Here is an 18,355-nt window from a genome sequence, read left to right as displayed (position 1 = left end):
CCATGTGTCGATCACTTCACTGTGCGTACCTGTTGGCGCATCACACCCCCGCGCACGGCATGGATAACCCCAGGGGGTCGAGCGTGGGCCGCGTCCGCGTCCATAGTCCGTCTATCAAAAGCACGTCCGCGGCGTACGGGTGGCGAAGTCTGGCGTTTTGCCGTCGCGCGTATTTCTCTCCGCCTCCGCCGCGGGAGGATGGGGCTCGGCCGTCGGTGGCTATGACGCCCGGGTCCGTCGCCAGGTTCCGGGTGGCCCCCAACCACCCCTGGCCTTCTCCGAGTACGTACCCATCACGACCGTTGTGACGCTCCGTCGAGCAAGGCCAGTCGACCGCAATGGACCGATACCTAAGGCAGTTTTCAGCCAACTTGCCGGTAACGCAAGGGGTTCGGACAAACCCTCTCGCGTCTCCTGGACACCAGGAATCCCCGCAGGACAATGCTGGACATCCCCTCACGAGTGCGTGTACATGTGGAGACACTGCTAGCGGCGCAGAATGACATGGGGGTTTGCGATGCTTCCCAGCAATACGCACCGGTCTGGAAGCCGGACGCCATGAACGCCCCGCACCCTCCGAAAGTGGCCGGAATCGACCCCACAGTTCCCACGCCCGCCCACACTGCGACGTCCGTCCCTCCCGTCTCGGGCGCCCCGTGCGTCCCGGGCACCACCACCGTCCCCGCCCCCCATCCGCCCGCCCCCGGCACCCTGCTCCAGGACCGGCTGGCCGGCTGGGTCTCCGATCTGACGACCCTGCACGAACTCACCGAGCGGCTCTCCCGCACCGGCGCGCTCGAGGCCGCCCTGCACGAACTGCTGCGCGCCGGAGCCTCCCTGGTCGGCGCCCGCCGCGGCCTGGTCGCCCTGGAGCCCGCCGACGGCCTCGGCCCCCGCACCAGCCTCGGCCTCGGTCTCGGCCGTGCCGACCTCGGCCACCTCGAGACCGTGCCGCGCGGCTCACTGCCGTACGACACCGGCGGCACCGCCGAGATCACCCACCCCGACCTGCTCGCCGAGGACGGCCTCGACCCGCGCCACCGCGAGGTGGCCGTCCGTCTCGGCTACGCCGCCAGCTACGCCCTGCCGCTCGCCACCGAGTCCGCCGGCCGCCTCGGCGCCGCCGTCTGGTTCTACGACGAACCGGCCGAGCCGCACGAGCGCCGCCGCCACCTCGCCGGGCTGTACGTCCGGCACGCCACCGAGCACCTGGCCCGGCTGCTGGAGGTGGAGCGCACGCGCGCGTGCGTGGCGACCCTCACCGGTGAACTGCTGCCCTCCCGGCTGCCCCGGGTGCCCGGCGTCCAGCTCGCCGCCCGGCACCGCACGAGCGCGCGCGGCGGCGGCGACTGGTACGACGCCCTGCCGCTGCCGGACGCCGCGCTCGGCCTGTCCGTCGGCTCGGTCACCGGCTCCGGGCCCGGCGCGGTGGCCGCGATGGGCCGGCTGCGCGCCTCCCTGCGCGCCTACGCCGTGATGGAGGGCGAGGACCCGGTCGCGGTCCTGTCCGACCTGGAGCTGCTGCTGCGGCTGACCGAGCCCGCCCGCTCGGCCACCGCCCTGTTCGCCTACTGCGAGCCCGCGCTGCGCCGGATCACCCTGGCCGGCGCCGGGCACGCCCCGCCGCTGCTGACCGGCGAGCGGCGCACCGAGTTCGCCGAGACCTCCGTCTCCGCGCCGCTCGGCATGCTGGCCTGCTGGGAGGCGCCGAGCGCCGAGGTGCGCACGGAGCCCGGCGAGACGGTCCTGCTCTACACCGACGGGCTGCTGCACCGTACCGGCGACCCGACGGACCGCGCCTTCGCCCGGCTGCACGCCGCCGCCGCGGGCGTCCCGCGCGCGCTGCGGCACGATCCGGGCGCCGTCGCCGACCACGTCCTGCGCACGGTCCTGCCGGACGGCCCGGACGCGGCCGACAGCGAGGAGGACGTGGTCCTGCTGGCGGCCCGCTTCGACTGACGGGGGCGGCGGCGGGCCGGCCGGCCGACCGGTATGACCGGGCATAACAGGTCATCCGACCCCGCCCGCTCCAGGTACGACCGTACGATGATGGAGGCCCCGCTCGGCCACAAGCAGGAGCGCACGGGCCCCGGGGGAGATCACTGGCGTATCGAGGAGGATCACGTGTCCGACGAGCTCAACCCGGCTGTGCCCGACTCCGCTACCGCGGAGGGACCGGAGACCGAGGCCGAGGAGCCGGTCAAGCAGCGGAAGAACGGCCTGTACCCGGGCGTCTCCGACGAGCTGGCCGAGAACATGAAGTCCGGCTGGGCGGACACGGAGCTGCGTGACCTGGAGCCCATCGAGCAGGCCGCGCACACCGCGCGCCGCCGCGCCGCGCTCTCCGCCCGCTTCCCGGGCGAGCGCCTGGTCGTCCCGGCGGGCAACCTCAAGACCCGCTCGAACGACACCGAGTACCCCTTCCGCGCCTCCGTGGAGTACGCGTACCTCACCGGCAACCAGACCGAGGACGGCGTCCTGGTGCTGGAGCCCGAGGGCGACGGCCACCGGGCCACCGTCTACCTGCTGCCGCGCTCCGACCGCGAGAACGGCGAGTTCTGGCTCTCCGGCCAGGGCGAGCTGTGGGTCGGCCGCCGCCACTCCCTCACCGAGTCCGAGGCGCTCTACGGCATCCCGGCCGCCGATGTGCGCGAGCTGGCCGACGCGCTCCGCGAGGCCACCGGCCCGGTCCGCGTGGTGCGCGGCCACGACGCCGGCATCGAGGCGGCCCTGACCGACAAGGTCACCGCCGAGCGCGACGAGGAGCTGCGCGTCTTCCTCTCCGAGATGCGCCTGGTGAAGGACGAGTTCGAGATCGGCGAGCTGCAGAAGGCCGTCGACTCCACCGTGCGCGGCTTCGAGGACGTCGTGAAGGTCCTCGACAAGGCCGAGGCGACCTCCGAGCGCTACATCGAGGGCACCTTCTTCCTCCGCGCGCGCGTGGAGGGCAACGACGTCGGCTACGGCTCCATCTGCGCGGCCGGCCCGCACGCCTGCACCCTGCACTGGGTCCGCAACGACGGCCCGGTCCGCTCCGGCGACCTGCTCCTGCTGGACGCCGGCGTGGAGACGCACACCCTGTACACCGCCGACGTCACGCGCACACTGCCCGTCAACGGCACGTACACCGACCTCCAGAAGAAGATCTACGACGCCGTGTACGACGCCCAGGAGGCCGGCATCGCGGCCGTCAGGCCGGGCGCCAAGTACCGCGACTTCCACGACGCCGCCCAGCGCGTGCTGGCCGAGCGGCTCGTCGAGTGGGGCCTGGTCGAGGGCCCGGTCGAGCGCGTCCTGGAGCTGGGCCTGCAGCGCCGCTGGACCCTGCACGGCACCGGGCACATGCTCGGCATGGACGTCCACGACTGCGCCGCCGCGCGGACCGAGACCTATGTGGACGGCACCCTGGAGCCGGGCATGGTGCTCACCGTCGAACCCGGCCTGTACTTCCAGGCCGACGACCTGACCGTGCCCGAGGAGTACCGGGGGATCGGCGTCCGGATCGAGGACGACATCCTCGTGACCGAGGACGGCAACCGGAACCTCTCCGCGGGGCTGCCGCGCCGCTCCGACGAGGTCGAGGCGTGGATGGCCGCGCTGAAGGGCTGATCCGCCGATCCCGGGACGAAGGACCCCCCGCAGCTCACGCCGTGAGCAGCGAGGGGTCCTTCGTCCACTTGAGGATCTTGTCGAAGCTGACCACCGTCCCGCCCCGGCCGGGTCCCGCCCCGACGTGGACGTGATCGGTCAGCTCCTGGATCAGACACAGGCCGCGCCCGTGCTCGGCGTCCGGGCGGGCGGGCCGGAAGTCCTGGGCGCGGGGCAGACCGGGCCCCGAGTCGGCCACCTCGATACGGCACCTCTCCCCGTCGAGGTACGCCGTCACCTGGTACGCCGCCGAGGCGCCGGGAGCGGTGTCACCCCCGTGCTCGACCGCGTTCGCACAGGCCTCGGACAGGGCCACCGACAGGTCGTAGGAGATGTCGGGGTCGACCCCCGCCGTCTCCATCGTCCCGATGAGCAGCCGTCGCGCGAGCGGGACGCTCGCAGCCTCGCGCCGCAGTTGGAGTGACCACCAGATGCTCATGCTCCAGCCTCCTGGCCGCGGCTCGACATACCGTTACGTATTGCCACCGGCGGGTGGCCGTAAGCACTCCATTGACGTGAACGAGCCCATTCGGCCGATGCGCCGCGGCCGGAATCGGTGTATGGGCAGGTCGAACCGGTGATCGGGGACGGCGCGGCCCACCTGCCGTGTACGGCGGGTGGGGCCAGTGGGATGATGAGCCCGCCATGACTGCCCCCCACCCGCGCACGGCGCGTCCCGGAGCCGCGCTCCGGATCCTGCGGGCCGCGGTGTTCGCCGCGGCCTGCGTCGCGCTGGCCGCGTGCGGGCACACCCTGGCCTCCTGCGCGGGCGTGCCCCTGTGGACGCTCGGCGCGGGCTTCCTCGGCTGTCTGCTGTTCGTGGTGCCGCTCGCCGGACGGGCCCGCTCGCTGCCGGGCATCGCCGCGCTGCTCGCCCTCGGCCAGACCGTGCTGCACACGCTGTTCGGGCTGGGCCAGCACGGGGCCGCGGCGGCCGCCGGCGGGATGCCGATGGCCACCGGGTCCACGGGCGCGGCGCTGAGCGACCGGGCGCTGGTGGAGCAGGCCACCCGGCTCGTGTGCGGGTCGACCCCGTCGTCCCTCACCCCGGGGCACGCCTACCGGTTGCTGCTCGACGCCCGGCTGATCGACCGGTCGGGCCGGCCCACCGCGTCCCCGGGCGCCGTGGAACACGTGCACGACGCCGCGGGCGCCACCGCCGGCCTGCTGCCCTCGCTGCCGATGCTGCTCGGCCACGTGCTCGCCGCCGTGGCCGCCGGCTGGCTGCTGCGCCGCGGGGACCTGGCCGTGCTGCGGCTGATGGAGCTGTCGGCGCACGGCGTCGCGGAGACCGCGCTCATACGGTCCCTGCGCGCCGCACTCACGCTGGCGCGCGCCCTGTGCGCCGGGCTGCTTCCCGACACCCCGCCCGGCCCGCGCGGCCGGCGTTCCGGCCGGGACGAGACCCCGGCGCCGCACACCGCCGTACTCCAGCACACGGTGATCCGGCGCGGTCCGCCCGCCGCCGCCTTCCTCCTCGCCGCCTGACACGACGCGACGACCACTCCAGCCGGGACGCAAGAGAGCCGGCCGGGAGGCGCCGCCGTCGTGCGGCACGCGCGCGTGCGCCCACCGATCGCCGCCGTCACGAGTGGCACGGCCGCCCGCACGCGTACTCCCGATCACCACGCAACCTCACCCGGAGTGGAGTACTCCCTGCCATGAAGGCTTCCCGCATCACCGCCGCCGCCCTCGTCGCCGGCTCGGCCGTCCTCGGCCTGTCCGCCCCCGCGTTCGCGCACGTCACCGTGCAGCCCGAGGGCACCGCGGCCAAGGGCGGCTACGCGGTCGTGGACGTCAAGGTCCCGAACGAGCGCGACGACGCCTCGACCACCAAGGTCGAGATCAACCTGCCGGCCGACCACCCGATCGCCTCGGTGATGCCGCAGCCGGTGCCCGGCTGGAAGGTCGCCGTCACCAAGTCCAAGCTGGACAAGCCGCTGACCATGCACGGCGAGAAGATCGACGAGGCCGTCACCAAGGTCACCTGGACCGCCGACGGCAAGGGCATCGAGCCCGGCTTCTTCCAGAAGTTCCCGGTGTCCCTGGGCGCCCTGCCCGAGAACACCGACCAGCTGGTGTTCAAGGCCCTCCAGACCTACTCCGACAAGGAAGTGGTGCGCTGGATCGAGGTCCCGCAGGAGGGCCAGGAGGAGCCGGACAACCCCGCCCCGGTGCTGAAGCTGGCCGCCGCCTCCGACGACGAGCACGGCTCGGCGAGCGCGGCGAACGCGGCCGGCAAGGACACCGGGGCCGGGAAGACGGCCGCCGCGGACTCCGGTGACGGCACCGACACCACCGCGCGCGTGCTCGGCGTGGCCGGCATCGTCGCCGGCGTCGCGGGCGTGGCCTACGGCATCTTCGCCGGCCGCCGCCGCACCGCCGCCTGACCCTCGTTCCACAGCGCGCGCCGGGTGTCGCACGGGGCCGTCCCCGCACGCCCCCGCACGACCCCGGTGCGCGCCGGAGTTCACACATCTGGGACATTTTCCTATGCGCAAGAAGACGTTCGCCGCGGCGGCGCTGCTCGCCGCCGCCACCCTCACCCTCTCCGCCTGCGGCAACGGGAACGACGCCGACGACTCACCGGTCGCCGTGGTCTCCGGCGGCTCCGGCTCGAACAAGCCGGCCACCGTCCTCGACCAGCCGTTCGACAAGCCGGCGCTGGTGCTCACCGACACCCACGGCAAGAAGTACGACCTCCGCAAGGAGACCCAGGGGCACCCGACCCTCGTCTACTTCGGCTACACCCACTGCCCGGACATCTGCCCGGCGACGATGAGCAACATCGCCGTCGCCAAGAAGTCGCTGCCCAAGGCCGAACAGGACGATCTGAAGGTCGTCTTCGTCACCACCGACCCCGGCCGCGACACCCCGGCCGAGCTGGGCAAGTGGCTCAAGGGCATCGACCCCGAGTTCATCGGCCTGACCGGCGACTTCGCCAGGATCCAGGCCGGCGCGCGGACCCTCGGCATCGCCGTGGAGCCGACGAAGAAGGACGAGAACGGCAAGCTCGTCTCCATGCACGGCACCCAGGTCGTCGCCTTCTCCCCGAAGACCGACGCCGGATACGTCCTCTACGGCGAGAGCGCCACGGCCGACGACTACACCAAGGACCTGCCCAAGCTCGTCGAGGGAGCCAACCCGTGAGGCGTCCGGCCGTCCTGACCGCGGGCGCGCTCACCGCCGCCCTGGCCCTCACCGGCTGCTCGGACTCCGCGAGCGCGGACGCCGGGAAGGCGGACCTGTCCGTCAGCTCCCCCTACATGCCCCAGCCCGTCTCCGCCGACATGGCCGCCGGTTTCCTGACGATCACCAACAAGGGCGGGGCGGGCGACGAGCTGACCTCGGTCAGCAGTGACGTCGCCGGCGAGGTCACCATGCACAGCACCACCGGCGGGGCCATGGCGCAGGAGTCCTCCTTCGGCATACCGGCGCACAGCCGGCTCGTGTTCCGCAGCGGGGGCAACCACCTGATGTTCGAGAAGCTGAAGCGTGCGCCGAAGCAGGGCCAGACGGTCACCGTGAAGCTCACCTTCGCCCGGTCCGGACCGCTCACCGTCGAGATGCCGGTGGAGTCCGCGACGTACACCCCGTCGACCGGCCACTGAAGGAGGGACCACCGTGACCCGGACCACCGCCCCCCGTCTGCGGACCCTGCTGCTGCTCCTGCTCGCCGTCACCGGCGCGCTGCTGGTGGGCGCCTCACCCGCCTCCGCCCACGCGGCGCTGACCGGCAGCGACCCCGCGCAGGGGGCGGTGGCCGGACAGGCACCCACCCGGGTGTCGCTCACCTTCTCCGAGAAGGTGGCCATGAGCGACGACTCCGTGCGCGTCCTCGACCCCCGGGGCAAGCCGGTCGAGACGGGCGGCGCCGTCAACGTGAGCGGGACGACGTACGCCGTGAAACTGAAGGGCCGCCTGGCCAAGGGCACGTACACCGTCACCTACCAGGTCGTCTCGGCGGACAGCCACCCCGTCGCCGGTGCCTACACCTTCTCCGTCGGCGCGCCCTCGCCCACCGTCGTGTCCGGCGCCGGTCCGGCCGCGGGCGGCGGGGTCGTCGGCGGGCTCTACGCGTTCGGCCGGTACGCGTCGTACGCCGGTTTCCTCGTGCTCGCCGGCGGCGCGGCCTTCGTGCTCGCCTGCTGGCAGCGCGGCGCGGGGGTGCGGGCCGTGCAGCGGCTGGTCGTCGGCGGCTGGATCACGCTGACCGCGGCCACCCTGTGGCTGCTGCTCCTGCGCGGCGCGTACACCACCTCCGGAAAGTTCGCCGACGTCTTCGACCTCGATCTGCTCGGCCAGGTGCTCCAGACCAAGACCGGGGCCGCGCTGGTCTCCCGGCTGCTGCTGCTCGCCGCCGCCGCGCTGTTCGTCGCCGTCCTCTTCGGCACCTACACCCGGCGTACGGACGTCACCGAGAAGCGGGACCTGACCTTCGGGCTCGCGGTCGGCGGGACGGTCGTCGCGGCCGGGCTCGCCACCACCTGGGCCATGGCCGAGCACGCCTCCACCGGGCTCCAGCCGGGTATCGCCATGCCGGTGGACGTCGTCCACCTGCTGGCCGTCGCCGCCTGGCTGGGCGGGCTCACCGCCCTGCTGACCGCGCTGTACCGGGCGCCCGCCGAGCATCCGGTGGAGGCCGCCGCCGTCCGGCGCTTCTCCCGGCTGGCGTTCGGCTCCGTCGTCGCGCTCGCCGCCACCGGCGTCTACCAGTCCTGGCGTCAGCTCGGCTCCTGGCCGGCGTTCACCGAGACCCGCTACGGGCAGTTGCTGCTGGCCAAGATCGCGCTGGTGGCGGTGCTGGTCGGCATCGCGGGCCTGTCCCGGCGCTGGACGGGCCGGCTCACCGACCGCGGCGCGGACGCCGGGCGGGACCGGGCGGAAGGGGCCCCCGCCGCCGACACCGCAACCGATGCAGGCACCGGCACCGGCACCGGCACCGGCACCGAGCGGGAAGGGGCCGAGCGGGTCACCGCCGCCGACGCCGGTCTGTCCGGCGCGGCCCGGGAGGAGCAGGTCCTCGCCGCCGCGACGACCGGTGGCGGCGGCGCGGGCGGGGACTCCGGCGACGCCGGTGACGCCCGGCGGGCCGCCCAGCTCGCCCGGCAGCGCGCGGCCGTCGACGCCGCCCGGCGCAAGCGGCTGCGCGACGCCGACGAGAACCGCTTCGGACTGCGCCGCTCGGTGCTCGCCGAGGCCGGTGTGGCCCTCGTCCTGCTCGCCGTCACCACCGCGCTGACCCAGACCGAACCGGGCCGCACCGAGCAGGAGGCCGAGGCGGCCGTCTCCGCCCCGGCCGGCTCCGGCACCTCGGCGGCCTCCGGCGCGCTCACCCTGGACATGCCGTTCGACACCGGCGGCACCGGCGGCAAGGGCGTCGTCCGCATCGACCTGGACCCCGCGCGCACGGGCGGCAACGAGATGCACGTCTACGTCCAGCGGCCCGACGGGCGGCCCCTCGACGTCCCGGAGGTGAAGGTCTCCTTCACCCTGGAGGCGAAGAAGGTCGGCCCGCTTCCGGTGAACCCCGACCACATCACCACCGGCCACTGGTCGGCGAGCGGGGTGCAGCTGCCCATGGCCGGCGACTGGAAGGTCGCCGTCACGGTCCGCACCTCCGACATCGACCAGGCGACCGTCTCCAAGAACGCGCAGATCGGCTGAACCACACCATGCCCGACCAGTCCCTCTCCCAGGTCCGTACCCCCGACGCGCCGGCGGCGGAGCCGGTGACCCGCGCGAGCGGCGTCTCCCGGCGCGCCCTGCTCGGCACCGCCGGCGCCACCGGGCTCGTGCTCGGCGCGGCCGGCGGGGCCGTGGGGTACGCCGCCGCGCCCGCCGGGGCCACCCCGCTGACCGCGCTGGGCTCCGGCCGGGCGATGTTTCACGGGAAACATCAGCCCGGCATCACCGAGGGCCTCCAGGCGCGCGGCCACCTCGTCGCCTTCGACCTGGCGGCGGGCGCGGGCCGCAAGGAGGCGGCGGCCCTGCTGCGCCGCTGGTCGGCGACCGCCGAGCGGCTGATGGCGGGCGAACCCGCTCCGCACGACGACACCGACGTGGCCCGGGACGCGGGACCGTCCTCGCTGACCGTCACCTTCGGCTTCGGGCACAGCTTCTTCGCCAGGACCGGGCTGGAGAAGCAGCGGCCGACCGCGCTGGACCCGCTCCCGGACTTCTCCTCCGACCGGCTCGACAAGGGCCGCAGCGACGGCGACCTGTGGGTGCAGATCGGCGCGGACGACTCCCTGGTCGCCTTCCACGCCCTGCGCGCGATCCAGAAGGACGCGGGATCGGCCGCGCGGATCCGCTGGCAGATGAACGGCTTCAACCGCAGTCCGGGGGCCACCGACCGCCCCATGACGGCCCGCAACCTCATGGGCCAGCTCGACGGCACCGGCAATCCCAAGCCGTCCGACGCGGACTTCGAGAAGCGGATCTTCGTGCCCTCCTCGGGCGAGCCGGCGTGGATGGCGAACGGCTCCTACGCCGTCGTCCGCCGCATCCGCATGCTCCTGGACGACTGGGAGAAGCTGTCGACCACCGCCCAGGAGCAGGTCATCGGGCGCCGCAAGGACAACGGGGCACCGCTGTCCGGCGGCGACGAGACGACCCCGATGGACCTGGAGAAGGCCGACACCAAGGGCGACTACCTGGTGCCGCTCAACGCGCACGCCAGGATCACCCGGCCCGACCGGAACGGCGGCGCGGCCATGCTGCGGCGCCCCTTCTCCTACCACGACGGCATCGACCCGGACGGCACCCCGGACGCCGGTCTCCTCTTCATCTGCTGGCAGGCCGATCCGCTGCGCGGCTTCGTCCCGGTGCAGCGCAAGCTCGACCGGGGCGACGCGCTGTCGCCGTTCGTCCGGCACGAGGCGAGCGGCCTGTTCGCGGTGCCGGGCGGGGCGGCGAAGGGCGAGTACGTGGGGCAGCGGCTGCTGGAGGGATGAGCGCGGCCGCTTGAGGGAGGACCCGGATTCAAACCACCCGGTCGAGTGGCATTTCTGAGACACCTGCCTCAGGCCCCGCTACGGCCATTAGGGTGAGGACCATGCCAGCGAGCTATGCCTATCTCGGTCCGGAGGGAACCTTCACGGAGGTCGCCCTGCGCACGCTTCCGGAGGCGGCCACACGGGAGCTGATCCCGTACATCTCGGTGCAGTCCGCGCTGGACGCGGTGCGGGCCGGCGAGGCCGAGGCCGCGTTCGTGCCGATCGAGAACTCCGTCGAGGGCGGCATCACCACCACCCTGGACGAGCTGGTCGCGGGCGAACCGCTGATGATCTACCGCGAAGTACTGCTGTCGATCACCTTCGCGCTGCTGGTCCGGCCCGGCACGAAGCTCGCGGACATCAAGACGGTCTCCGCCCACCCGGCCGCCCAGCCGCAGGTGCGCAACTGGCTGCGCGCCCACCTCCCGGACGCGGTCTGGGAGTCGGCCGCCTCGAACGCGGACGCCGCCCGCCTGGTCCAGGAGGGGCGATACGACGCCGCCTTCGCCGGCGAGTTCGCCGCCGCCCGGTACGGCCTGGAGGCGCTGGAGACCGGGATCCACGACGCGGAGAACGCCCAGACCCGATTCGTGCTGGTCGGCCGCCCGGCCCGGCCGGCCGCTCCCACGGGTGCCGACAAGACCTCGGTGGTCCTGTGGCAGCGGGACGACCACCCCGGCGGGCTGCGCGATCTGCTCGGCGAGTTCGCCTCGCGCGGCATCAACCTGATGCTGCTCCAGTCCCGGCCGACCGGCGCGGGCATCGGCAACTACTGCTTCTGCATCGACGCCGAGGGCCATATCGCCGACCGGCGGATGACGGAGGCGCTGATGGGGCTGCGGCGGATCTGCCTCCAGGTGCGTTTCCTCGGTTCCTATCCGCGGGCGGACATCGCGCCGGGCGAGGCCCGGCCGACCCCGCGGGGGATGTCGGACGAGGAGTTCATGGCGGCGGCGGACTGGGTGGCGCGCTGCCAGGACGGCCGGTTCTGACCGGTCATACGGCCTGACGAACGTTATCCACAGAAGTTATCCACAGGTTCCCTTCTCGACCTGGGGACAAGTCGACAGGACGGGAGCACAGGGTCGACAAATCGCCCTGTGCCGCCCAGCCGTGACCTCTCCCCTTCGACCCGCCCTTCGTCCACCCGTTTCCTTTGGTTCATCTTTTGGGGCGACCGTTTTCCACCCGAAAGTGGGCGTCACCGACGTTTGACCCGGGAATTCTGCGGCCCGTGGAGACTTTTCCCAGTGATCAATTCCAGAGTCCACAGATCTTCCACACAGCCTGTGGATAACTCTTCCCAGGGCGGGGATCCCTGTGGACAACCGGCTCGCCAAATCCCGTTCTCCACAAGGGAATCGGGTCAACCGGACGCCCGGGGGCTGCCCCGTCCCAGGGAGTGAGACACTTTCGCCTTGACCTGCGGCGGCGGAGAGGGGACACCCTCGGCAATTACCGCATAACGGAACGTAGGCCGCGAATGGGAACTCACCGTAATAGGGATTCGTGAGCCGTGACCCGGCACCGGTAGCCTGGGCCCCGTGATTGACCTTCGCCTGCTTCGTGAGGACCCCGACCGTGTGCGCGCATCCCAGCGCGCCCGTGGAGAGGACGTCGCGCTCGTCGACTCCCTCCTGTCTGCCGACGAGCGGCGCAGGTCCTCCGGCGTCCGCTTCGACGAGCTGCGCGCCGAGCAGAAGCAGCTCGGCAAGCTGATCCCCAAGGCTTCCGCCGAGGAGAAGGCCGAACTGCTGAGGCGGGCCGAGCAGCTGAAGGCCGACGTCAAGGCCGCCGACGCCGAACGCGACGCGGCCGACGCCGAGACCCAGGAACTGCTGCTCCGGCTCGGCAACCTCGTCCACCCCGACGTGCCCGTCGGCGGCGAGGAGGACTTCGTCACGCTGGAGACGCACGGCGCGATCCGCGACTTCGCCGCCGAGGGCTTCGAGCCCAGGGACCACCTGGAGCTGGGCCAGCTGCTGGGCGCGATCGACGTCGAGCGCGGCGCCAAGGTCTCCGGCTCCCGTTTCTACTTCCTCACCGGTGTCGGCGCCCTGCTGGAGCTGGCCCTGGTGAACGCGGCGATCGCGCAGGCCGGCGCGGCCGGTTTCACCCCGATGCTGACCCCGGCGCTGGTCCGCCCGCAGTCCATGGCCGGCACCGGCTTCCTCGGCCAGGCCGCCCAGGACGTCTACCACCTCGACAAGGACGACCTGTACCTGGTCGGCACCTCCGAGGTCCCGCTGGCGGCCTACCACATGGACGAGATCATCGACGCGGACCGGCTGCCGCTGCGGTACGCGGGCTTCTCCCCGTGCTTCCGCCGCGAGGCGGGCTCGCACGGCAAGGACACCCGGGGCATCTTCCGCGTGCACCAGTTCGACAAGGTCGAGATGTTCTCGTACGTCGCCCCCGAGGACTCCCAGGCCGAGCACCAGCGCCTGCTGGAGTGGGAGAAGCAGTGGCTGACCTCGCTGGAGCTGCCGTTCCGCGTCATCGACGTCGCCTCCGGTGACCTCGGCTCCTCGGCCGCCCGCAAGTTCGACTGCGAGGCGTGGATCCCGACCCAGGGCAAGTACCGCGAGCTGACCTCGACCTCGGACTGCACCGAGTTCCAGTCGCGCCGGCTCTCCATCCGCGTCCGCGACGGCAAGCAGGTCAAGCCGCTGGCCACGCTCAACGGCACGCTGTGCGCCGTACCGCGCACCATCGTGGCGATCCTGGAGAACCACCAGCGGGCCGACGGCTCCGTCCACGTCCCCGAGGTGCTGCGCCCGTACCTGGGCGGCCGTGAGGTGCTGGAGCCGGTGTCCCGGTGAGCTTCCCCTACGGGCTCATCGCCACCGACCTCGACGGAACGCTGCTGCGCTCCGACGAGTCGATCTCACAGCGCACCCGTGACGCGCTCGCCGCGGCCACCGCGGCGAGCGCGGCCCACATCGTCGTCACCGGCCGCGCGGTCCCGTGGACCCGGCACATCCTGGACGACCTCGGCTACGACGGCCTCGCCGTCTGCGGCCAGGGCGCCCAGGTGTACGACGCCGGAGCGCACCGGCTGCTGACCTCGGTCACCCTGGACCGGCAGCTGGCGGGCGTGGCCCTGGCCAAGATCGAGGCCGAGGTGGGCCCGCTGTACCTGGCGGCCAGCCGGGACGGCCTGGACGGCGAGGTGCTGGTGGGCCCGGGTTACGCGGTCACGGGACGGCTGCCCGGCACCCCGTTCACGGACGTCTCCGACCTGTGGGCGGCCCCGCTGAACAAGATCTACATACAGCATCCGACGCTGGGCGACGACGAGCTGGCGGCGGCGGCCCGGCAGGCGGCCGGCGGCTTCGTCACGGTGGCCATGGCGGGGGCGGGCATCGTCGAACTGCTTCCGCTCGGCCTGTCCAAGGCCACGGGCCTGTCGCTGGCGGCCCGCCGGCTGGGTCTGAAGGCGGCCGACACGATCGCCTTCGGCGACATGCCCAACGACATCCCGATGTTCGCCTGGGCGTCCCGGGGCGTGGCCATGGCCAACGCCCACGCGGAGCTGAAGGCGGTGGCCGACGAGGTCACGGCCTCCCACGAGGAGGACGGCATCGCGGTGGTCCTGGAACGCCTGCTGGCGTAGCCGCCCGGCAGGAGCGCCCCGAAGGAGTGCGGGACCGTGTCCGACGTGCGGCTCCGCCGCGCGGGCGCGGCCGGCCACCCGGACCCGCACCCGGCGGCGGGCCCGGGCTTCACTGACGGCCGAGCCCCAGTGTCCGGACGTCTGGCGGAGGATGCACGGATCGAACGTGCGCGGGCCCTCGGACCCGACCACGGCTCAGCAAGCCGGTGCCTTACCACTCGGCCAATCCTCCGGGTGGGCGGCCCACGCGGGCATGGAGCTCGCGTGCTCGAAGCGGCCGCCCCGGGCGGTTCCCTGGCTCTACGGAGAGGTGGCGACTACTCCGGAGCCGGCCTCGGTCCGCCCTGACGGGAGCCGGGCGTACTGCCGTGCATGGACATCGCCCACCTCCACTCCCGGTTCGTGTCGCCGGGACGATCCCGGCGGATGGGGCACGACCACTGCCCCGCCGCCGCAGCGGACGCCACCGAATAACGGGCGCGTGGAGACGGGCCGCCCAGGAGGGCCGGGCTTCCTCACTCCTCTCCGGCGAGCGTCAGCGACCGCAGCTTCTGGCCGGCGTACCAGGTGGCCAGGGCGGTGACCGCGACCAGCAGCACGGTGGCCGTCGGCAGGCTCACGTCGGAGGTCACCAGCTGCCCGTCGGCGATCTTGTGGGCGACGGCCAGCGACCACTGCTGCACGCTCAGCGTGCGCGCGCCCGGCACCAGCGAGCCGAACAGGGCCTCCCAGACCAGGGCGTAGACGAGTCCGAAGACCACCGCGTGCCGGGAGACCGTGCCCAGCAGCAGGAACAGCGCCGAGTAGGCGATGGAGGAGACCAGCGCGGCGACCGTGTAGGCCACGGCGACCTGCTGGCCGTTGCCGTTCAGGATCAGGCCCGCGATCAGGGTGGGCACGGCCGAGAAGACCATGGTCACGGCGATGGCGACGATGAGCTTGGTGAAGATGATCGTGGGCCGCTTCAGCGGCTTGGACAGCAGATAGACGACGGAGCCGTCGTCGATCTCCGGGCCGATGGCGCCCGTGCCCGCGATCACGCCGACGATCGGGACCATGGTGGCGAGCGCGAAGCCGCCGAGGACGTCGGAGGCGGTCTGGTCGTCGGCTCCGGTCAGGGCGCGCACGGCCACGGAGATGACGATCAGCAGCAGCGGCAGCGCGCCGAGGATGAGGGCCCGGCGACGGCCGAGCAGGGCCCGGTAGGTGAGTCGGGCGACGGTGGGGTCGTACATCTTCGGCCTCCTACGCCGCGACCAGATACGAGAAGACGGACTCCAGGGACTCGTCGGACGGCGAGACCGTGAGCAGCCGGATGCCGTGGTCCTTCGCGACCTTCGGCAGCAGGGCGGTGAAGCGGCCGAAGTCGACGGCCTGGACGCGCAGGGCACCCTCGGCGTGATCGACCTCGATGCCGGCCGTGGAGGGGTCGGCGATCAGCGCGGCCGCGAGGGCGCGGTCGTCGCTGGAGCGCACCAGATAGCGGTGCGGGCGGTCGGTCATCAGGCGGCGGATCCGGCGGAAGTCGCCGCTGGCCGCGTGCCGGCCGGCGACGACCACCTCGATGTGCCGGGCGAGCTGCTCGACCTCTTCGAGGATGTGCGAGGAGAACAGCACCGTGCGGCCCTCGTCGCCCATCTTGCGCAGCAGGTCCATCAGCTGCATGCGCTGACGCGGGTCCATGCCGTTGAACGGCTCGTCCAGCAGGAGCAGCGACGGGTCGTGCACCAGGGCGCTCGCCATCTTCACGCGCTGCCGCATGCCCTTGGAGTACGTGGCGATCTTCCGGTCCTGGGCGTACTCCATCTCCACCGTGGCCAGGGCGCGCTGGGCGGCCTTGGCGCCGAGGCCGTGCAGTTCGGCGTTGGCGACGACGAACTCCCGGCCGGTGAGGAAGTCGTACATCGCCTCGCGTTCGGGGACGATGCCGATGTGCCGGTAGATGGCCTCGTTGCGCCACACCGGCTGCCCGTCGAGGGTGACCGTGCCGGTGGAGGGGGCGAGGAAGCCGCCCATCATGTTGATCAGCGTGGACTTCCCGGCGCCGTTGGGGCCGAGCAGTCCGGTGACACCGGGGCCGATGGTCATGGTGATGTCGTTGACGGCGACCACGTTGCCGAACCAGCGGGAGACATGGTCGATGTTCAGCGTGGTCACAGTCCCACCTTCCGGTAGCGGCGGATCAGGATGCCGTAGCAGGCGGCGATCAGGCCGAGGACGAGCAGGACGTGGACCACGCCCTGGGCACCGGACGGGCCGGTGCCGCCGGGGTATGCGGAGGTGCCGCCGAGGAACGCGGACTGCACGCCGTCGATCAGCGTGATCGGCGAGAACAGCCCGATCCACGGCACGGCGGCGCTGCTGCCCTGGGTGTCGGCGATGGCCTGGAGGGTGGAGACCGCGCCGTAGGAGATGGTCAGCACGGCGATCACGGCGGCGATGCCGAAGCCGCGGCGCGGGGTGAACGCGGCGATGACCAGGCCGATGCCGGCGAAGAGCAGCGAGAGGAGTGCCACGGAGACCAGTCCCTGGGCGAATTCCTTGGTCTGGTGGGCGAAGCCCATCTTGGACAGGAGTGCGCCCGCGTACATCACCAGCAGCGGGGCGCCGGTGAGCACGAACAGCGCGGAGGCGAGCGCCGCGAACTTGGCGCGGACGTAGTCGGCGGTCTCGATGGGCCGCGAGAAGTACAGCGGCACGGTCTTGAAACGCAGGTCGCGGGAGACCGCCTGGGGTGCCTGCGAGGCGACGTACAGGCTGATCACGGCCTGGGTGACGATCGCGTACCGGGTGTAGGCCACCGGCAGTTCGTGCGCCTTGGTGACGACGGCGACGGCCACCATGATGGCGGCCGGCACGCACATCACCGCGAACAGCAGCATCGGCAGCACCTTGGACTTCACCGAGCGGCCGAGGCCGTACGCGCCGCGCAGGGACTGCGAGTACAGCGAGCGGCGGGCGTAGGAGCGGCCGAGGCGGGGGCCGTCGTAGCCGCGGTAGCCGATGTCGTGGATGCGGCTCTGGTCGCCGGTGGGCGTTGCCAGGGGGTGCTCAACCGCCATGGCCGACCGCCTCCTTCCGCTGTTCGTCGCTGCTGGTGAAGACCTCGGAGATGTGGTGCCGGCGCTGCTCCATGCGCACCAGGCCGAGATCGAGTCCGGCGACCACGTCCCGGACGAGGTCGTACGTCTCCTCGCCGGTGGCGGTCAGCAGCAGGATGTGTCCCGCGCCGGGCAGCCCGCCGGCCTCCGCGTGGGTCTCGACCCCGTGTGCGTGCAGCGCGTCGCGGACCGCGCGGGTGCCGTCGGGATGGGCGTCGCTGTCGGTGACCTCGATCGCGAGGGTGGTCGTGGTCTGGGTGAAGTCGGTGGTGGAGCTGGAGCGCAGCAGCTTGCCGCCGTCGATGACGACCACGTGGTCGCAGGTGCGCTCCAGCTCGCCGAGCAGGTGGGAGGTGACCAGGACCGAGATGCCGAAGTCGCTGTGGATGCGGCGGATCAGGCCGAGCATCTCGTCGCGGCCGACCGGGTCGAGGCCGTTGGTCGGCTCGTCCAGGAAGATCAGCTGCGGGTCGTGCACCAGGGCCTGGGCGAGCTTCACGCGCTGCTTCATGCCGGTCGAGTAGCCGCCGATGGGGCGGTAGCGCTCCTCGTACAGCCCCACGTGGCGCAGGGTGTCGGCGGTGCGTTCGCGCGCGGCGGCGGGCGGCAGGCCGGACATGCGGGCCATGTGGACGACGAACTCGGTGGCCGAGACGTCCGGCGGCAGGCAGTCGTGCTCCGGCATGTACCCCACGCGCTCGCGGATGGCGGCGCCCTTGGCGGCGACGTCGAGGCCGAGCACCTCGGCCCGGCCCTCCGTGGCGGGGGACAGCCCCAGCAGGATCTTGATCAGGGTGGACTTGCCGGCGCCATTGGCCCCGACGAGTCCGGTCACACCGGGCCCGATGTCCACGGACAGCCGGTCGAGCGCGGTCACCCGGGGGAACCGCTTGCTCAGGCTTTCGGTCGCGATCACAGTCACGCCTACGACGTTAGTGATCCGGACCACGTCCGTCGTCAGACCTCAGAGCCGTTTCGCCGTCCGCCCCAGG

The 18,355-nt window shown here is 72.5% G+C and carries 16 protein-coding genes and 1 tRNA gene; 11 read left to right on the top strand and 6 right to left on the bottom strand.

Annotation, left to right across the window (positions count from 1 at the left end):
• The first annotated feature begins 441 nt into the window (after positions 1-441).
• Together ACZ63H_RS05605 and ACZ63H_RS05600 are read left to right on the top strand one after the other, a co-directional pair.
• Positions 442-1,959, top strand: a complete 1,518-nt coding sequence (locus ACZ63H_RS05605) for a PP2C family protein-serine/threonine phosphatase (protein WP_469862433.1) — start codon at positions 442-444, stop codon at positions 1,957-1,959.
• 165 nt (positions 1,960-2,124) lie between these two features.
• A complete protein-coding gene (locus ACZ63H_RS05600; protein WP_469862431.1) occupies positions 2,125-3,609 on the top strand; it encodes an aminopeptidase P family protein in 1,485 nt (494 codons plus the stop codon).
• A 34-nt stretch (positions 3,610-3,643) separates the two neighbouring features.
• Here ACZ63H_RS05600 and ACZ63H_RS05595 read toward each other — a convergent pair whose 3' ends face one another.
• Positions 3,644-4,087 carry an ATP-binding protein gene (locus ACZ63H_RS05595; protein ID WP_469862429.1) on the bottom strand — a complete coding sequence of 148 codons (444 nt, stop codon included), beginning with the start codon at positions 4,085-4,087 and terminating at the stop codon, positions 3,644-3,646.
• A gap of 206 nt (positions 4,088-4,293) precedes the next feature.
• Between ACZ63H_RS05595 and ACZ63H_RS05590 the strand changes: the two genes are divergently transcribed.
• From ACZ63H_RS05590 to ACZ63H_RS05550, 9 genes are all read left to right on the top strand, one after another.
• The gene (locus ACZ63H_RS05590; RefSeq protein WP_469862427.1) at positions 4,294-5,136 is read left to right on the top strand and encodes a hypothetical protein; all 843 of its coding nucleotides are present in this window, start codon (positions 4,294-4,296) and stop codon (positions 5,134-5,136) included.
• A 173-nt stretch (positions 5,137-5,309) separates the two neighbouring features.
• The gene (locus ACZ63H_RS05585) at positions 5,310-6,038 is read left to right on the top strand and encodes a YcnI family copper-binding membrane protein (protein WP_469862425.1); all 729 of its coding nucleotides are present in this window, start codon (positions 5,310-5,312) and stop codon (positions 6,036-6,038) included.
• A gap of 103 nt (positions 6,039-6,141) precedes the next feature.
• Positions 6,142-6,798, top strand: coding sequence for an SCO family protein (locus ACZ63H_RS05580; RefSeq protein ID WP_469862423.1), 657 nt, complete (start codon positions 6,142-6,144; stop codon positions 6,796-6,798).
• A complete protein-coding gene (locus ACZ63H_RS05575) occupies positions 6,795-7,259 on the top strand; it encodes a copper chaperone PCu(A)C (protein WP_469862421.1) in 465 nt (154 codons plus the stop codon). Before ACZ63H_RS05580 ends, ACZ63H_RS05575 begins: the two co-directional genes overlap by 4 nt.
• Before the next feature lie 13 nt (positions 7,260-7,272).
• Positions 7,273-9,315, top strand: a complete 2,043-nt coding sequence (locus tag ACZ63H_RS05570) for a copper resistance CopC/CopD family protein (RefSeq protein WP_469862419.1) — start codon at positions 7,273-7,275, stop codon at positions 9,313-9,315.
• An 8-nt stretch (positions 9,316-9,323) separates the two neighbouring features.
• Positions 9,324-10,604 (top strand): iron uptake transporter deferrochelatase/peroxidase subunit, encoded by a 1,281-nt coding sequence (gene efeB / locus ACZ63H_RS05565; RefSeq protein WP_469862417.1) that lies wholly within the window; start codon positions 9,324-9,326, stop codon positions 10,602-10,604.
• A 101-nt stretch (positions 10,605-10,705) separates the two neighbouring features.
• Positions 10,706-11,638, top strand: a complete 933-nt coding sequence (pheA, locus tag ACZ63H_RS05560; RefSeq protein ID WP_469862415.1) for a prephenate dehydratase — start codon at positions 10,706-10,708, stop codon at positions 11,636-11,638.
• 552 nt (positions 11,639-12,190) lie between these two features.
• Positions 12,191-13,468, top strand: a complete 1,278-nt coding sequence (serS, locus tag ACZ63H_RS05555; RefSeq protein ID WP_469862413.1) for a serine--tRNA ligase — start codon at positions 12,191-12,193, stop codon at positions 13,466-13,468.
• On the top strand, positions 13,465-14,262 hold the full coding sequence (locus ACZ63H_RS05550; RefSeq protein WP_469862411.1) for an HAD family hydrolase: 798 nt from the start codon (positions 13,465-13,467) through the stop codon (positions 14,260-14,262). The genes serS and ACZ63H_RS05550 overlap by 4 nt, the downstream gene beginning before the upstream one ends.
• Before the next feature lie 142 nt (positions 14,263-14,404).
• On the opposite strand, the gene ACZ63H_RS05545 is transcribed toward ACZ63H_RS05550, so the two are convergent.
• The 5 genes from ACZ63H_RS05545 to ACZ63H_RS05525 all read right to left on the bottom strand — a co-directional run bounded on the left by ACZ63H_RS05545 (position 14,405) and on the right by ACZ63H_RS05525 (position 18,279).
• Positions 14,405-14,494: transfer RNA gene (locus ACZ63H_RS05545), tRNA-Ser, on the bottom strand.
• Between the two features lie 283 nt (positions 14,495-14,777).
• Positions 14,778-15,497 carry an ABC transporter permease subunit gene (locus tag ACZ63H_RS05540; protein ID WP_469862409.1) on the bottom strand — a complete coding sequence of 240 codons (720 nt, stop codon included), beginning with the start codon at positions 15,495-15,497 and terminating at the stop codon, positions 14,778-14,780.
• 10 nt (positions 15,498-15,507) lie between these two features.
• Entirely contained in the window at positions 15,508-16,419 is a 912-nt protein-coding gene (locus ACZ63H_RS05535; RefSeq protein WP_467940546.1) for an ABC transporter ATP-binding protein, read from the bottom strand.
• Complete coding sequence (locus tag ACZ63H_RS05530) at positions 16,416-17,324, bottom strand: ABC transporter permease (protein ID WP_469862407.1); 909 nt, start codon at positions 17,322-17,324, stop codon at positions 16,416-16,418. Before ACZ63H_RS05530 ends, ACZ63H_RS05535 begins: the two co-directional genes overlap by 4 nt.
• Positions 17,314-18,279 carry an ABC transporter ATP-binding protein gene (locus ACZ63H_RS05525; RefSeq protein ID WP_469862538.1) on the bottom strand — a complete coding sequence of 322 codons (966 nt, stop codon included), beginning with the start codon at positions 18,277-18,279 and terminating at the stop codon, positions 17,314-17,316. Before ACZ63H_RS05525 ends, ACZ63H_RS05530 begins: the two co-directional genes overlap by 11 nt.
• Positions 18,280-18,355: the final 76 nt, after the last annotated feature.

It is taken from the genome of Streptomyces sp. NPDC104831 (genome assembly GCF_055583025.1).
This window is presented reverse-complemented; position numbering and strand designations above follow the sequence as displayed.

Excerpts from the sequence above, each read along its gene's own strand:
- ACZ63H_RS05605 (WP_469862433.1), top strand. The coding sequence starts at position 442 with ATGCTGGACATCCCCTCACGAGTGCGTGTACATGTGGAGACACTGCTA.
- ACZ63H_RS05595 (WP_469862429.1), bottom strand. The coding sequence starts at position 4,087 with ATGAGCATCTGGTGGTCACTCCAACTGCGGCGCGAGGCTGCGAGCGTC.
- ACZ63H_RS05590 (WP_469862427.1), top strand. The coding sequence starts at position 4,294 with ATGACTGCCCCCCACCCGCGCACGGCGCGTCCCGGAGCCGCGCTCCGG.
- ACZ63H_RS05585 (WP_469862425.1), top strand. The coding sequence starts at position 5,310 with ATGAAGGCTTCCCGCATCACCGCCGCCGCCCTCGTCGCCGGCTCGGCC.
- ACZ63H_RS05580 (WP_469862423.1), top strand. The coding sequence starts at position 6,142 with ATGCGCAAGAAGACGTTCGCCGCGGCGGCGCTGCTCGCCGCCGCCACC.
- efeB (WP_469862417.1), top strand. The coding sequence starts at position 9,324 with ATGCCCGACCAGTCCCTCTCCCAGGTCCGTACCCCCGACGCGCCGGCG.
- pheA (WP_469862415.1), top strand. The coding sequence starts at position 10,706 with ATGCCAGCGAGCTATGCCTATCTCGGTCCGGAGGGAACCTTCACGGAG.
- ACZ63H_RS05540 (WP_469862409.1), bottom strand. The coding sequence starts at position 15,497 with ATGTACGACCCCACCGTCGCCCGACTCACCTACCGGGCCCTGCTCGGC.
- ACZ63H_RS05530 (WP_469862407.1), bottom strand. The coding sequence starts at position 17,324 with ATGGCGGTTGAGCACCCCCTGGCAACGCCCACCGGCGACCAGAGCCGC.